Here is a 13,326-nt window from a genome sequence, read left to right on the forward strand (position 1 = left end):
CGCGGCGACCGGCGCAGTAGGTACCGTTCTGCTGTGCCTGCTCTGATCTGGTCCGTTCGCTCGGTCGACCGCGCGCTCGGTGGCGAGTCGGTCTACCGGGAGCTGTTCGCTGCCGAGCCGGTGGCGTTCTGGCTCGACGGCAGCCTCACCGACCGGTCGCAGCGGCGGATCTCCGTGCTCGGGACGAGCCTCGGCCCGGACGCCGAGGTGATCGTCGGCGACGCGGCCGACGGCGACGCCTTCGCCGAGCTCCAGGAGCGCCTCGCGGCCCGGCGTACGGACGGACCGGCTGAGCTCGCCGACCTCTTCAACGGCGGGTACGTCGGCTACTTCGGCTACGAGCTCAAGTCCCTGACCGGCGGCGCCGCCGTCCACGAAGCCGCGACTCCGGACGCGCTCTGGATCTGGGCCAACCGCTTCGTCGTCATCGACCACGACCGCGACCGCTCGTACCTGGTCGCCGTGCACGCCCCCGGCGACCCCGACGCTGCCCGCTGGCTCGACACGGCTGCCGAGACGACCGCCTCCTGGTGGATGGGCTGGGTCGACCCGCCCGCCGTTTCGCTGCTCGACGTCGAGCAGCACCTCGAGCAGGACCGTACGACGTACCTGGCCGGGATCGACGCCTGCATGCGCGCGCTGGAAGCCGGTGACACCTACGAGGTCTGCCTGACCAACCGCGTCCGCCTCCCACCGGTCCCGGAGCCGCTCGACTTCTACCTGTGGCAGCGCGCGAGCAACCCGGCGCCGTACTCGGCCTTCCTCCGGTACGGCGACCTCGCGATCGCCAGCTCGTCACCGGAACGCTTCCTGGCCGTCGACCGCGACGGCTGGGCCGAGTGCCGGCCGATCAAGGGCACCGCGCCGCGGTCGGCCGACCCGGCGCAGGACAAGCTGGTCGCGAAGGAACTGGCCGAGGACGAGAAGACCCGCGCCGAGAACCTGATGATCGTCGACCTGATCCGCAACGACCTCGGCCGGGTCAGCGAACCCGGCAGCGTCCAGGTCCCGCAGCTGATGGTTGTCGAGAGCTACCAAACCGTGCACCAGCTGGTCACCACGGTCCGCGGCAAGCTGCGCGCCGGGGTCGACGCGGTCGCCGCGGCCAAGGCCTGCTTCCCGCCGGGATCGATGACCGGGGCACCGAAGATCCGCACGATGGAGATCCTCGACGGGCTCGAGTCGAGCGCGCGTGGGGTGTACTCCGGTGCGCTCGGCTACCTGACCGTGGACGGCCGGGCCGACCTGAGCGTGGTGATCCGGACCGCCGTCCTGACCCCGCACGAGACGGTGATCGGGGCCGGGGGAGCGATCGTGCTCGACTCGGACCCGGTCGCCGAGTACGACGAGATGGTGCTGAAAGCCGCCGCAACGCTGGGAAGGTCGGGATGAACGTCGTACTGGTCGCCGATTCGTTTCTCGTGGACGCCGGGAAGGTCCGCGGGCTGGACCTGCACCGCGAGCGGTTCGCCGGGTCGTGCGCCGTCGCGGGGGAGCCGGGGGCCGCGACCTACTTCTCCGACCAGGCCGGCCGCTTCCCCGGCTTCGGCCGGTGGTTCCCGCGCTTCGAGCTGAACCAGTCTGGCCTGTCCGTCCAGTTGCGCCCGGCTCCTCCGCAGGGCGGCCGGATCCGGGTCGCCGTCCACAGCGGGCCCGACCCGCGCACGCAGCCCCGCGTCAAGGGCCCCGACCTGGAGGCTCTGGGCGCCCTGAAAGCCGAGGCGGCCGCCGACTGCGGTGCCGACGAGGTCCTGCTGATGGACCACGAAGGCATCGCCGTCGAAGCGGCGTACTCGGCGCTGGCCTGGTGGGAGGGCGACGTCCTGCACTTCCCGCCCTCGGACCGCGCCTTCCTCCCGTCCGTCACCGCCGCCCTCCTCCGCGACCTCGCCACGACCCGAGGCGTCGAGATCGCCGAGACCGCCCGCCGCCCGGAGGAGCTCGCCGAGGTCGACGAGCTCTGGCTCCTGAACGCGCTGCACGGCATCCGCCCGGTCCACGCCTGGCACGACGGCCCGATCGACCCACTCCCCGCCTCGGCCGCCGACGACTGGCAACGAGCCCTCACCGCCCTGGCCCGCCCGATCTGACCGCTTCCAAAAAGTGATATCACTATGCTACCTTCGGGACATCTGATCTCGGAGGGAGTACGACGATGGCTGATGTCGACGTGATGGTGGAGATGCCGAAGCCGAAGGTGACCGAGCGGTCGGCGGGGGACCTGAACGGGTGGCCGTTCCTGGGTGGCTCGCTGGTGCTGGTGATCGCCGCGGTGGTGCTGCTGATCGTGGGGATCTCGCAGGAGCAGGTCGCGCTGGCGGTGCTCGCGGCGGTGCTGTTCGTGGCCGGGGCGATCCTGGCGGCGGGGCTGACGCCGGTGGCACCGGGCCGGGCCCGGGTGCTGCAGATCCTCGGCCGGTACGCCGGGACGATCCGCACCGACGGCCTGCGCTGGGTGAACCCGATCTCGGTCCGGCAGCCGGTCTCGACCCGGATCCGGAACCACGAGACGGCCGTTGCCAAGGTCAACGACGCCGACGGGAACCCGATCGAGATCGCCGCGGTGGTGGTCTGGCAGGTCGAGGACACCGCGCAGGCGATGTTCGAGGTGGACGACTTCGTCGAGTTCGTCGCGATCCAGACCGAGACCGCGGTCCGGCACATCGCCAACTCCTACCCGTACGACGTGCACACCGACGAGGGCGGGATGTCGCTGCGGGACAGCACCGACGAGATCACCGAGACCCTGTCGGCCGAGATCGCGGCCCGGGTGCAGGCGGCCGGCGTCCACGTGATCGAGTCCCGGATCACCCATCTGGCCTACGCGCCGGAGATCGCCCAGGCGATGCTGCGCCGCCAGCAGGCCGGTGCGGTGGTGGCGGCCCGGCAGCGGATCGTCGAGGGCGCGGTCGGCATGGTCGAGCTGGCGCTGGACCGGCTGTCCGAGCACAACGTGGTGGAGCTGGACGAGGAGCGCAAGGCGACCATGGTCAGCAACCTGCTGGTGGTGCTCTGCGGTGACCGGGACGCCCAGCCCGTGGTGAACACCGGCACCCTGTACCAGTAGCCCGATGCCGACCGAACGCAAGAAGATCCTGCTCCGGCTGGATCCTGTGGTGCACGACGCGCTGGCTCGCTGGGCCTCCGACGAGCTGCGCAGCACCAACGCCCAGATCGAGTTCCTGCTCCGGCGTGCCCTCGCCGACGCCGGCCGGCTGCCCGGGGAGGTCGGCAAGATGCGCGGCCCGGGCCGCCCCCGCAAGGAGGAGTCATGAACGCCCGTCTCGAACGCCAGCCCAGGAAAGTTGCCTCTGGCTACAAGGTGCCGGACGGCCTGCCCGAGCGGCTCTACCTGCTCGCCCTCGATCCCATGACCGGCAAGCTCTCCAACCGGTCCCGGCTCGGCCTGATGCTCCGCGCGGCGGCGCTGACCGAGCTCCAGCTGGACGGGAGACTGTCCGACCAGGACGACCGGGTCGTTGCCGTGAGCACCCAGATTCCGGCCCGGTCCCCGCTCGGCGAGCAGGTCTTCGCCGAGGTCGAGGCCGGCGGTCGCAAGCGCTGGAAGTACTGGGTCGAGCGGCACGCCCGCACCGCCGTACCGGCGGTCCGGGACGAGCTCGAGCGCACCCGCCTGATCAGGGTCGAGCACTACCGCCGCCTCCTGGTCTTCCCGGCCGAGCGGATCACTCTGCGCCAACCGCTCGTACGCCGCCAGCTGCTGCAGGCCGCGACCGACACGCTCCGGCCAGCGCGGCTGGTCACCCGCGTCGACCTGCGGGACGCGGCGCTCGTCGTACTGGCCTCGGCGGGCGAGTTGAAGCCGGTGCTGTCGAAGGAGCAGCGCAAGCAGTACAAGGACCGGCTCGCGCAGCTGACGATCCGGGTCGGTCCGGTCGGGCCGGCGCTGCGCAAGGCGGTCCAGCAGCAGAACGCGGCGGCCAGTTCCGCGGGGTAGTTGGCGGGTCGGGGGTTGACGGGACGGGGTTCGTCGGTGCTACGGTTCATTAGTCAAGTAATGAACCTACGAACCGCGATACCCTGACGACCCACGAAACGGAGGGGAACCGAGCATGTTCGACGACCGCAGCCCGATCTACCTCCAGATCGCGGACCAGATCAAGAACGACATCGTCACGGGTGCCCTCGCCGAGGACGAGCAGGTGATGTCGACCAACCAGTACGCCGCCTTCTACCGGATCAACCCCGCCACCGCGGCCAAGGGCTTCGCCCAGCTGGTCGACGAGGGCGTGCTCTACAAGCGGCGCGGGATCGGGATGTTCGTCAGCCCGAACGCCCGCGACCTGCTCCGCGGCGGCCGCCGGGAGGCGTTCTTCTCCGACGTCGTCGACCCGATGATCGCCGAGGCGAAGGCGATCGGCGTCCCGCTGACCGAGATCGTCCAGCACATCCAGAAGGAGGAGCAGTGAACGCCCTGGAAGTGCGCACCGAGAACCTCACCGTCCGGTTCGGCGGCGTCCCCGCCGTCGACGGCCTCGACCTGCGGCTCGCGCCGGGCAAGATCCACGGCCTGCTCGGCCGCAACGGGTCCGGCAAGAGCACGCTCGCGGCGCTGCTGGCCGGCTTCCGCCGGCCCGACGAGGGCCGGGTGCTGCTCAGCGGCGGCGACCTCGGCGACGCGCGTACGCCGTACGAGGACGCTGTCGTGACGAGCCGGGTCTGCCTGATCCGCGAGTCCGGCGACGTGTCGGACCAGGTGCCGGTCAAGCGGGTCCTGGACTTCGCCGCGACGCTGCGCCCGTACTGGGACGCCGAGCTGGCCGGCGAGCTGCTCGACAAGTTCGAGGTGCCGACCAACAAGAAGGCGCAGAAGCTGTCCCGCGGCAAGCGCTCGGCGCTCGGCGTCGTGCTCGGGCTGGCCAGCCGCGCGCCGCTGACGATCTTCGACGAGACCTACCTGGGGATGGACGTTCCGTCCCGGGAGCTGTTCTACGACGTCCTGCTCGCCGACTACACCGAGGTGCCGCGCACGATCCTGCTGTCCACGCACCTGGTCAGCGAGGTGAGCGCGCTGCTCGAGGAGGTCGTCATCCTGGACAACGGCCGGCTCGTCACCCAGGCGCCGGTCGACACGCTCCGCGGCCGGGGCGCCTCGCTGGTCGGACCGGCGGCCGCGGTCGACGAGCTGACCGCGGGTCTCGCCGTCCTGGCCGAGCAGCGGCTCGGCGGGACGAAGTCGGTCACCGTGCTCGGTGATCTCGACGACGCCCTGCTGGCCAAGGCACGGTCGGCCGGGCTCGAGGTCGGGCCGGTCGGGCTGCAGGACCTGTTCGTCCACCTGACCGCACCGTCGTCGTCGCTGTCGAAGGAGGCCGCCCGATGAGCACCGCCACCCTTCCGAACAACGTCACCTCCGGCCGGCGGTTCCAGCGCGTACTGCGCGCGATCGTCGTCGGGATGAGCCAGATGCTCGGCGGCTACTGGGTCGTGATGATCGTCGGGTTCCTGCTCGTCGGCATCGTGATCCAGGCGTTCAGCAACGGCAACGACCACTCGATCTGGGACTACGGCACCCAGTCGCCGAAGTACTTCTCGCTCGCGATCGGCATCACCGTCGCGCCGGCGTTCTTCACGCTGATGATCTCGCTCGGTGTCACCCGGCGGATGTTCTCGCTGGCGGCGAGCACCTTCCTGGTCGGAGCGGCGGCGAGCACCGCGCTGCTGTGGGTGCTGGTCTACCAGGCCGAGCACGTCATCTACGCCTCCCAGGGCTGGACGCAGACCCTGGCCAACCCGCACCTGTTCACCAAGACGTCGCAGGCCGGACTGATCTTCACCGAGTTCTTCCTGCTCGTCCTCTCGCACGAAGTGGCCGGCTGGCTGGTCGGCATCAGCTTCCTGCGCTTCGGTGCCTGGAAGGGCCTGCTGATGCTGCCGGTGACGTTGCTGCCGGCCGCCGCGGCGGAGTTCCTGCTGGTCGCGCAGTGGATCGCCGACGCGATCGAGACCACCGGGTACCACCGTCCGTCGCTGGCCCTCGCGGTCCCGGGCGTGCTGGTGGTCAGCGCCCTCGGGCTGTACTTCGGCTACCTGATGATCCGCCCGCTCGGCGTCCGGCCGACCAAGGGCTGATCCCTCCACCCCCTTTCGCTCTTTCCACACTCCTGTACGAGAGAAGGCTTCGCCATGCCCGAAAACTCCGGCGACGACCTGGTGGTCGTCCGCAACCTGCGCAAGACCTACGGCGCGACCGTCGCCGTCGATGACGTCTCGCTGACCGTCCGTACCGGGGAGATCTTCGGCATCCTCGGCCCGAACGGCGCCGGCAAGACCACCACGGTCGAGTCGATCGCCGGGCTGCGCACCCCCGACGGCGGCACCGTGACGGTGGCCGGCCTGGACCCGCGCACGCACCGCGGCGAGATCACGTCGCTGGTCGGCGTACAGCTGCAGTCCAGCGAGCTGCCCGACAAGATCAAGGCCCGGGAGGCGCTCGAGCTGTACGCGTCGTTCTACCCGGCGCCGCGCAAGCCCGCCGAGCTGCTGGAGGAGCTCGGGCTGACCAAGGTGCAGAACACCGCGTTCGGCAAGCTGTCCGGCGGTCAGAAGCAGCGGCTGTCGATCGCGCTGGCGCTGATCGGCAACCCGCAGGTCGCGATCCTCGACGAGCTCACCACCGGCCTGGACCCGCAGGCCCGGCGCGACACCTGGGAGCTGGTCCGCAAGATCCGCGACACCGGCGTGACGATCATCCTGGTCACCCACTTCATGGAGGAGGCCGAGCACCTCTGCGACCGGATCGCCATCATCGACGGCGGCCGCGTGGTCGCGCTGGACACCCCGGCCGGACTGGTCGACGCGGCCCGGTTCGAGCAGCGGATCAGCTTCCGGCTGGCCGCGCCGCTCACCGACCACGCCGTACTGACCGAGCTGCCCGCGGTCCGGACGGTGACCACCGAGCACGACCGGATCGTTGTCACCGGCAACGACGAGGTGCTGGTCGCGGTCGTCACCGAGCTGGCCGCCCGCGGCCTCGCCCCGCTCGACCTGCACACCGAGCAGACCACCCTGGACGACGCCTTCCTGCTGCTGGCCGGCCGGAACTTCGAAGGAGCGAACTGATGAGCCAGACCCTGACCCTGACCAAGATCGAGACCAAGCTGTTCGTCCGCGAACCGGCCACGCTGTTCTTCGTCTTCCTGCTGCCGCTGGCCCTGCTGACGATCTTCTCGCTGGTCGGCGACGACTCGGCGCCGAGCGACGGCATCCCGGTCAGCTTCCTGCCCACGATGGCGATCGGGATCGGAATCGGACTGCTCGGTTTCGCAACGCTGCCGATGGTTCTGGCCGGCTACCGCGAGAAGGGCGTACTGCGGCGGATGTCGACCACCCCGGTCAAGCCGGCCAAGATGCTGGTCGCGCAGCTGCTGCTGCACCTGGTCGCCGCGCTGCTGGTGATCGTGCTGATCCTCGGCGCCGGCGCGATCTTCTTCGACGCCGCGCTGCCCAGCGCGCCGCTGCCCTTCGCGGTCGCCGCGCTGCTCTACTCGGCCGCTCAGTTGAGCATCGGACTGTTGATCGCCGGACTGGTTCCGACCGCGAAGGCGGCCAGCATCGTCGGCAACCTGCTGCTCTTCCCGAGCATGTTCTTCGCCGGCGTCTGGACGCCCGGCGACCTGATGCCGGAGTCGATCCGCTGGCTGCGCGACGTGACGCCGATGGGCGCCGGAATGACCAGCATGCAGGACGCGTGGTCCGGCCAGTGGCCGGGAACGGTCAGCCTGGTCGCACTGATCGTCGCCGTGGTCGTGAGCGTCGCGGCGGCCGCCCGCTTCTTCCGCTGGGAGTGACTTATACACAGGGGGTGTGCATAACCGCAACGGTTTCTGTGGACGGCCGGGCACACACTGTGGACGACACGCATGACCTTTCCGGAAAGGGTTGTGTGGCACCGGTCCCCGGCGGTAGAACAGACGACACGCTGTTCCATCCGGGACGGCGGGTCGAACGGAAACCGAGCCCCCTCGCGGTGGGGATCCCCACCGAGGTAGACCGGTGACGGGGTCTGCCGGGCGCAACGGCCTGCTTCGGGAAGCTGGAGACGTCACTGTCCCTTCAGCTGTGCTGGGCCCCTCTGACTCATACTCCGAGGGGCCCAGCTTTTTTACTTCAGCGTGATCTTCAGGCTGGTCGACGAGCCGTGCGCGGCGACCCGCACCTCGGTCCCGTGGCTCGTCGTCACCAGCTGGTACTTCGTGCTCTTCCCGTCGACGGACACCCGGGCGACCTTCGCGCCGGCGGGCAGGACCGCACCGACCGTGACGTCCGCGCGCACGCCGCTGGTCCGGACCGTGGTCCGGAGCTCCTTGTTTTCAAGGGTTGCCGACACGTCGACCGCACCGCGACCGACCTTGATGTTGCTGCCGGCCACCTTCTGCTGCCCGCCGGGGATTTGCGGTACGACGGCGAGCTTGCCGCGACCGAGATCCGGGTCGACCCCGAGCTGCTGGTGCACGACCGGCCACAGGACGCCGTACGCACCCCACGCCTGGAGCGCCATCGAGCGGTCGGTGAACGGCCGGTCGATGTTCGCCGGGGCGTCCGGTGACGGCGCGATCTCCGGCATCGCCCCCGGCGTCTCCCAGACCTTCGGGTCGAGCTGGATGCGGGCGTTGCCGGTGGTGTAGACCTGCTGCTGGTTCTGGCCGAGCCGCCCGAAGTTGCCCTCCGCAACGGCCATGATCGAGGTGTTCAGCGAGAAGATGGCGCGCTCGCTCTTCACCGCCGACACGACGTTGTCGCAGGTGGCGCCGGGGTTGCCGCCGGGGTCGGCGGTCGGGCCGGTGCCGGTGTGGAACAGGCCGAACTCGCCCGTGTAACAAGCCTTCTCGCGCTGGTCGAGCGCGATCTTCGCATGCTCCTTGGAGGCGAGTGGCGCGTCCAGCTGACCCGGGCGGGTGAGCATCGCTTCCATCGGCGTGACGCCGGTCCAGTGCCGCTGGAAGATCGGCCTGTTGTCGTTCGCCGGGTCCGCCGGGTCGTCGACCGAGTCGGCGTACCCGAACGCCTGCTGGACCCACCACTGGGACTCGAAGCGCTTCTCCAGGTCGTCGGCCTTCGCCGTCGCCCACTGCTGCGTCGGCTTGTCGCGCTTGGAGGCGGCCAGGTCGGCGAGGTCGCGCAGACCGCGCGCCAGGTAGACCGTGCTGTCCAGCTTCTCGGCGCCCATACCGCTGCGCTCGACGTTGGCCAGTCCCTCGAGCCAGCCGTCGTTGTCCTGGTCGAGCTCTCGGTACGCGTACTTCAGGTTGCGCACGCTGAAGTCGTACAGCTGGTCACGGAACCGGTCGTCGCCGGTCCAGCGCCACAGCAGCGCGACGATGCTCGGGAACTTGACCGTCTCGTCGGTGTTGCCCGCGCTCTGGTTCGAGCCGAAGTACACGTCACCGGTCGGCACGATCTCGTGCGCCACCTTGCCGCTGCCGTCGTTCAGCAGGTCGCTGATTTCCTGCAGGGCCTTCAGGTGCGCCTTCACGGTGTCGAACTGGCCCGCGGCGACCGCGGCGTACGACGTGTACTCGCCGTCGGTGGCGAAGATCCACGGGTAGTCCGGGAAGCCGGCGCCGAACCAGCGCGCGCTGTCGACCGTCCCGGCCGGGACCGGGTAGTCCTTGCCTTCGTTGACGTCGCGGATCTGCAGGTTGTGCGCTTCCTGGACGGAGTCGGCGAGATTCTGCTTGCTCCACTCGACGCTCTGCTGCAGGAGCTGGTCGCCGGGGAGACTGACCTTCGACCGGCCGGCGAGCTCGGCCCGGTCGCCGATCTTTGCCTTGAGCAACTTCTCCGGGTTGCTGATCGCCTTGCGGTACTCGCGCTCGGCGCTTGCCTTGCCCGCGTCGGATCCCGCGACGGCGAACCAGACGGTGGTCTTCCGGCCCGCCTCGAGCTTCACGTCGTACGAGAGTCGCCCGCCGGTGCCCTTGCCGATCGCGGAGTCGTCACAGCGCGCTGGGGGAGTGCCGTCCATCGGGCAGACCACGGCAGGGTCCTGAGGGCCGCGGTGGTTGGCGCCGAGCGCGTGGTTCGCCGGGCGCAGCTCCGATCCCACGATCGCGTTGTAGTCGTGCTTCGTTGCGTTGGGGATCGGTGCGGTGCCCTGATCACGGAAGCGGAGCGCGCCGTCGGCGTACGAGCCGGTGTCCTGGAGGTTGGCCTGGCCGGCGTTGGGTGTCGTCCCACCCCACGGATACGCCGGCATCAACTCGGAATGAGCATCCAGATCCAGCTTGACCGTCTTGTTCGTCGTGCTGCTGAAACTCAGCCCGACCAGCGTCGCCCGCACCCCGTCCGGCACGAAGTCCGTCCGCTGGATCCCGTTCCCGTAGTCAATCCGCTGGTAGCCGTAGCCGCTGGTGTACTTGGTCGCCGGCACCTGCTTGCCGAGCCAGCCCCCGTCCACCCCGAACCAGACGCCGTCCAGGAGCTTGATCGGCTGCGACCAGAAGCCGCCCATCTCGCCCCGCGCGTGCCACCCGGTCGCGGGGTAGAGCCCGCTCTCGTCCCCCATGGCGTAGGCCCGGTCCCCGACGACCAGCGACCGACGGTCAGAAAGCCGAGTGGACTCGGACAGCTCGGTCGCCCCGCCACCCCCTGCTCGCGCGGCGCTTGCACCCGCGTCCTCGCGGGCGCCGCTCTGCGCGCTTGCCGCGCTCACGGAGCCTTGCGCGCCCGCCTCGCTCTGCGCACCTGCTGCGGCAACTCCACTTGTTCCTCCCCCCGCGCTCTCCGCGCGCAGCGCGGAGAGCGCGGGGTTCGCGGCGGGCGGGGCACCAGATGCTTGCGTCGCCACACCTGTGAGCAGGGCTGCGGCGATCAGCCCGGCGGCTGCCGTGCGCGGTCGGCGGCGGCCTGGAAGTCGGGAGGTGGTCGGGCGGGGTGTCATGACGGGTTCCTCCTTCTCGCGCGGCGGGTGCCGCGTCATCAGCCGGGGGCTGAGCTGCCCCTGACGATCAGTTCGGGTTGCAGCAGGCGTTCGGCCGGGAGTTCGGAGTCGGCCGAACCGGTCAGGATGGTGATCAGTTCGCTGGCGATCAGGTCGATCGGCTGCCGCACCGTGGTCAGCGCGGGCGACACCACCGACGCCAGCGGCGAGTCGTCGAAACCGGTCAGCGCGACATCGGTCCCGGCGGCGAGCCCACGCCGGTTCAGTTCCCGCAGTGCCCCCAACGCCAGTACGTCGCTCAAAGCAACGATCGCGTCCACCGGCTCCGGTGCGTCGAGCAACGAAGCGGCCCCCCGTGCACCCTCGTCGAACGTGTCCTCGACGCAGTGCACGGCCAGCCCATCGACCGGCAGCCCGAGCTCGACGCAGGTCTCCCGCCACCCACCGAGCCGGTCCTCCGCGAGCCCCGACGTCCGCGGCCAGCCGAGGAAGCCGATCCGCCGCCGCCCGCCGTCGTACAGGTGCCGGGTCGCCATCGCGCACCCACCGGCGCCGTCGACGTCGACGTACGGGCCGGGTTGCGTCGACTCCTTCCAGACCCGCCCGAACGACACGAACGGGATCCGCTGCTCCTTGAGCCACCCGTGCCGTGGGTCGTGCGTCTCGGTCTGCGACAGCACGAACCCGTCGACCAGGCGCCGCGCGTGCAGGTCCTCGTAGACCGACATCCCGTCCGCCCCGGCCGGTGCCGTGAACAACAAGATGTGCCGCCCGGTGGTCTCCGCGGCCGCGCACAACGCGTGCAGGAACTGGTCCATCACCAGGTGCGCCTGCCCGCCGTGCCAGCTCGGGACGCAGTACCCGATCAGCTCGACCGCGCTGGTCCGGAGGCTGCGCGCGTTACGATTGGGCCGGTAGTTGAGCAGCTCGATCGATCGCGTCACCCGCTCGAGCGTGTCCGGCCGCAGCCGGTGCGGAGCGTTCAGCGCGTTCGACACGGTCTGCACCGACACATCGGCGTGCGCCGCCACCTGCTTGAGCGTAGCCATCGCCACCCCCTCACCAGCCACGGGTTTGAACGTTAAAATCTCCCCGCAGTCTCACCCGCCCCAGCGGCCTTGTCAACGGCTGGCCGGCTCGTCACTCTCCGCCAACCAGGGAGTACCGCACCCTGGAACGCCCGCCCGGGACTCGGCAGAGTCGATGCCGAGAGCAAGCAGCCGGAGGGAAGACCGAGATGTCGAGCAGCACCGAGATCGTGGCCGAGTGGATCGCCGCGGCCAACACGCATGACGCGAGCAAGTTCCTGTCCTACTTCGCCGAGGACGCCGTACTCGACGACCCGTCGGTCGGCGAGGTCTACGAGGGCCGCGACCGGATCGGCGAGTACTACCGGTCGTACTTCATCGGGTACGACACCCGGACCGAGCTGGTCGGCACCGAGCAGCGCGACGACGTGCTGCACGTCGAGGTCGCGTTCACCGGGAGCTTCCCGGGCGGGCAGACCAACGGGATCTTCGACCTCACCTTCAGCGGCGACCAGAAGATCCAGCACGCCCGCGCCGACCTGATCTAGCCAGCGCGGCGGCCCCGGCGGATGTGGGGCACGCCCGCCTGCTCTTCGCTCACCAGCGAGGCGGGCCCGCGCGGACGACCTGCTCGGTCTCCTCCGGCGAGCCCGGCCCGATCCACCGCCCCCACCACGTCGCACCCGCCTCGGCGAACGCCTTCGGGTCGCCCCCGCTCACCTTGATGTCAAAACCGTCTCCACCCTCGGCCCGCAGCTCCGCGACATCCGACGGCAGGATCGGCAGCGACGCCGTGGTCGGTCCCTTGTACGCGCACGACCCGTCCCAGCGCAGAATCCTTCGCCGTACGGCGGGTACGAGCAGATTCCCCCCGACCCACACCGGAATCCTCGGCCGCTGTACCGGCCGAGCGGCCAGTCGCACGCCGTCCAGCCGGTAATGCACGCCCTCATGCTGCACGACCTCGCCGCTCCAGAGCGCGTCGATCACCTGCAAACTTTCGTCGAGCATCTCGGCCAGCACCCGAGCACTCACCGACGGCATGAACGGATCTTGAGGATCGCCGATCCCCACCCCGAGAATCATCCGCCCGTCCGAGAGCCGATCAAGCGCAACAGCCTCAGCCGCAACCTTCCAGGGATGTCGCCGGGGAAGCGGCGTCACCGTCGTCCCCAGCTTCACCCGCGAGGTCGCGCAGGCCATCGCCGCCAGACAAACCCACGGATCGTACACCGGCACCGCCGCGTCACCCTGGTAAACGAGGTAGTCCTCCAGGAACACCCCGTCCCACCCGCACTCCTCAGCAAGCCGGGCGAGATCCGCCAACCCTCGCGGATCCCGCCCGGCGCCGGCCGCCCCGAACGTCACGGAGAACTCCATCCGGCCAAGGTACTG

General features: G+C 70.0%; 14 protein-coding genes. 11 read left to right on the top strand and 3 right to left on the bottom strand.

The genetic code is table 11. From position 1 onward, the window contains the following. Window positions 1-33: 33 nt before the first annotated feature. The 10 genes from pabB (at window position 34) to ACZ6Z4_RS22075 (ending at window position 7,811) form a co-directional block, all read left to right on the top strand. On the top strand, window positions 34-1,392 hold the full coding sequence (gene pabB / locus ACZ6Z4_RS22030; RefSeq protein ID WP_465567438.1) for an aminodeoxychorismate synthase component I: 1,359 nt from the start codon (window positions 34-36) through the stop codon (window positions 1,390-1,392). Next, entirely contained in the window at window positions 1,389-2,090 is a 702-nt protein-coding gene (locus ACZ6Z4_RS22035; protein ID WP_465567441.1) for an aminotransferase class IV, read from the top strand. Before pabB ends, ACZ6Z4_RS22035 begins: the two co-directional genes overlap by 4 nt. 65 nt (window positions 2,091-2,155) lie before the next feature. Further along, entirely contained in the window at window positions 2,156-3,067 is a 912-nt protein-coding gene (locus ACZ6Z4_RS22040) for an SPFH domain-containing protein (protein ID WP_465567444.1), read from the top strand. A 4-nt stretch (window positions 3,068-3,071) separates the two neighbouring features. Continuing rightward, a complete protein-coding gene (locus tag ACZ6Z4_RS22045) occupies window positions 3,072-3,275 on the top strand; it encodes a type II toxin-antitoxin system antitoxin (protein WP_363665759.1) in 204 nt (67 codons plus the stop codon). After that, window positions 3,272-3,958, top strand: coding sequence for a GOLPH3/VPS74 family protein (locus ACZ6Z4_RS22050; protein ID WP_465567447.1), 687 nt, complete (start codon window positions 3,272-3,274; stop codon window positions 3,956-3,958). Before ACZ6Z4_RS22045 ends, ACZ6Z4_RS22050 begins: the two co-directional genes overlap by 4 nt. Window positions 3,959-4,073: 115 nt before the next feature. Continuing rightward, window positions 4,074-4,430 (top strand): GntR family transcriptional regulator, encoded by a 357-nt coding sequence (locus ACZ6Z4_RS22055; RefSeq protein WP_363665755.1) that lies wholly within the window; start codon window positions 4,074-4,076, stop codon window positions 4,428-4,430. After that, entirely contained in the window at window positions 4,427-5,344 is a 918-nt protein-coding gene (locus ACZ6Z4_RS22060; protein WP_465567452.1) for an ATP-binding cassette domain-containing protein, read from the top strand. The genes ACZ6Z4_RS22055 and ACZ6Z4_RS22060 overlap by 4 nt, the downstream gene beginning before the upstream one ends. Further along, the gene (locus ACZ6Z4_RS22065; protein ID WP_465567455.1) at window positions 5,341-6,093 is read left to right on the top strand and encodes a hypothetical protein; all 753 of its coding nucleotides are present in this window, start codon (window positions 5,341-5,343) and stop codon (window positions 6,091-6,093) included. The genes ACZ6Z4_RS22060 and ACZ6Z4_RS22065 overlap by 4 nt, the downstream gene beginning before the upstream one ends. 54 nt (window positions 6,094-6,147) lie before the next feature. Then, the gene (locus tag ACZ6Z4_RS22070) at window positions 6,148-7,083 is read left to right on the top strand and encodes an ABC transporter ATP-binding protein (RefSeq protein ID WP_465567458.1); all 936 of its coding nucleotides are present in this window, start codon (window positions 6,148-6,150) and stop codon (window positions 7,081-7,083) included. Beyond that, window positions 7,083-7,811, top strand: coding sequence for an ABC transporter permease (locus ACZ6Z4_RS22075; protein WP_465567461.1), 729 nt, complete (start codon window positions 7,083-7,085; stop codon window positions 7,809-7,811). Before ACZ6Z4_RS22070 ends, ACZ6Z4_RS22075 begins: the two co-directional genes overlap by 1 nt. 314 nt (window positions 7,812-8,125) lie before the next feature. Here the strand turns inward: ACZ6Z4_RS22075 and ACZ6Z4_RS22080 are convergent, their stop codons facing one another. Together ACZ6Z4_RS22080 and ACZ6Z4_RS22085 are read right to left on the bottom strand one after the other, a co-directional pair. Beyond that, complete coding sequence (locus ACZ6Z4_RS22080; RefSeq protein WP_465567464.1) at window positions 8,126-10,528, bottom strand: glucosidase family protein; 2,403 nt, start codon at window positions 10,526-10,528, stop codon at window positions 8,126-8,128. A 413-nt stretch (window positions 10,529-10,941) separates the two neighbouring features. Then, window positions 10,942-11,952 (bottom strand): LacI family DNA-binding transcriptional regulator, encoded by a 1,011-nt coding sequence (locus ACZ6Z4_RS22085; RefSeq protein ID WP_465567467.1) that lies wholly within the window; start codon window positions 11,950-11,952, stop codon window positions 10,942-10,944. A gap of 188 nt (window positions 11,953-12,140) precedes the next feature. Between ACZ6Z4_RS22085 and ACZ6Z4_RS22090 the strand changes: the two genes are divergently transcribed. After that, window positions 12,141-12,479 carry a YybH family protein gene (locus tag ACZ6Z4_RS22090; RefSeq protein WP_465567469.1) on the top strand — a complete coding sequence of 113 codons (339 nt, stop codon included), beginning with the start codon at window positions 12,141-12,143 and terminating at the stop codon, window positions 12,477-12,479. Window positions 12,480-12,528: 49 nt separating this feature from the next. Here the strand turns inward: ACZ6Z4_RS22090 and ACZ6Z4_RS22095 are convergent, their stop codons facing one another. Then, a complete protein-coding gene (locus tag ACZ6Z4_RS22095) occupies window positions 12,529-13,311 on the bottom strand; it encodes an LLM class flavin-dependent oxidoreductase (protein WP_465567472.1) in 783 nt (260 codons plus the stop codon). Window positions 13,312-13,326: the final 15 nt, after the last annotated feature.

This window comes from Kribbella sp. NPDC104740, from assembly GCF_055583505.1.

Bases quoted from the DNA above. Each gene is read 5' to 3' on its own strand.
- ACZ6Z4_RS22040 (WP_465567444.1), top strand. From the start codon at position 2,156: ATGGCTGATGTCGACGTGATGGTGGAGATGCCGAAGCCGAAGGTGACC.
- ACZ6Z4_RS22090 (WP_465567469.1), top strand. From the start codon at position 12,141: ATGTCGAGCAGCACCGAGATCGTGGCCGAGTGGATCGCCGCGGCCAAC.
- ACZ6Z4_RS22065 (WP_465567455.1), top strand. From the start codon at position 5,341: ATGAGCACCGCCACCCTTCCGAACAACGTCACCTCCGGCCGGCGGTTC.
- ACZ6Z4_RS22075 (WP_465567461.1), top strand. From the start codon at position 7,083: ATGAGCCAGACCCTGACCCTGACCAAGATCGAGACCAAGCTGTTCGTC.
- ACZ6Z4_RS22085 (WP_465567467.1), bottom strand. From the start codon at position 11,952: ATGGCTACGCTCAAGCAGGTGGCGGCGCACGCCGATGTGTCGGTGCAG.
- ACZ6Z4_RS22070 (WP_465567458.1), top strand. From the start codon at position 6,148: ATGCCCGAAAACTCCGGCGACGACCTGGTGGTCGTCCGCAACCTGCGC.
- ACZ6Z4_RS22055 (WP_363665755.1), top strand. From the start codon at position 4,074: ATGTTCGACGACCGCAGCCCGATCTACCTCCAGATCGCGGACCAGATC.
- ACZ6Z4_RS22050 (WP_465567447.1), top strand. From the start codon at position 3,272: ATGAACGCCCGTCTCGAACGCCAGCCCAGGAAAGTTGCCTCTGGCTAC.
- ACZ6Z4_RS22095 (WP_465567472.1), bottom strand. From the start codon at position 13,311: ATGGAGTTCTCCGTGACGTTCGGGGCGGCCGGCGCCGGGCGGGATCCG.
- ACZ6Z4_RS22035 (WP_465567441.1), top strand. From the start codon at position 1,389: ATGAACGTCGTACTGGTCGCCGATTCGTTTCTCGTGGACGCCGGGAAG.
- ACZ6Z4_RS22080 (WP_465567464.1), bottom strand. From the start codon at position 10,528: ATGGGGGACGAGAGCGGGCTCTACCCCGCGACCGGGTGGCACGCGCGG.
- ACZ6Z4_RS22045 (WP_363665759.1), top strand. From the start codon at position 3,072: ATGCCGACCGAACGCAAGAAGATCCTGCTCCGGCTGGATCCTGTGGTG.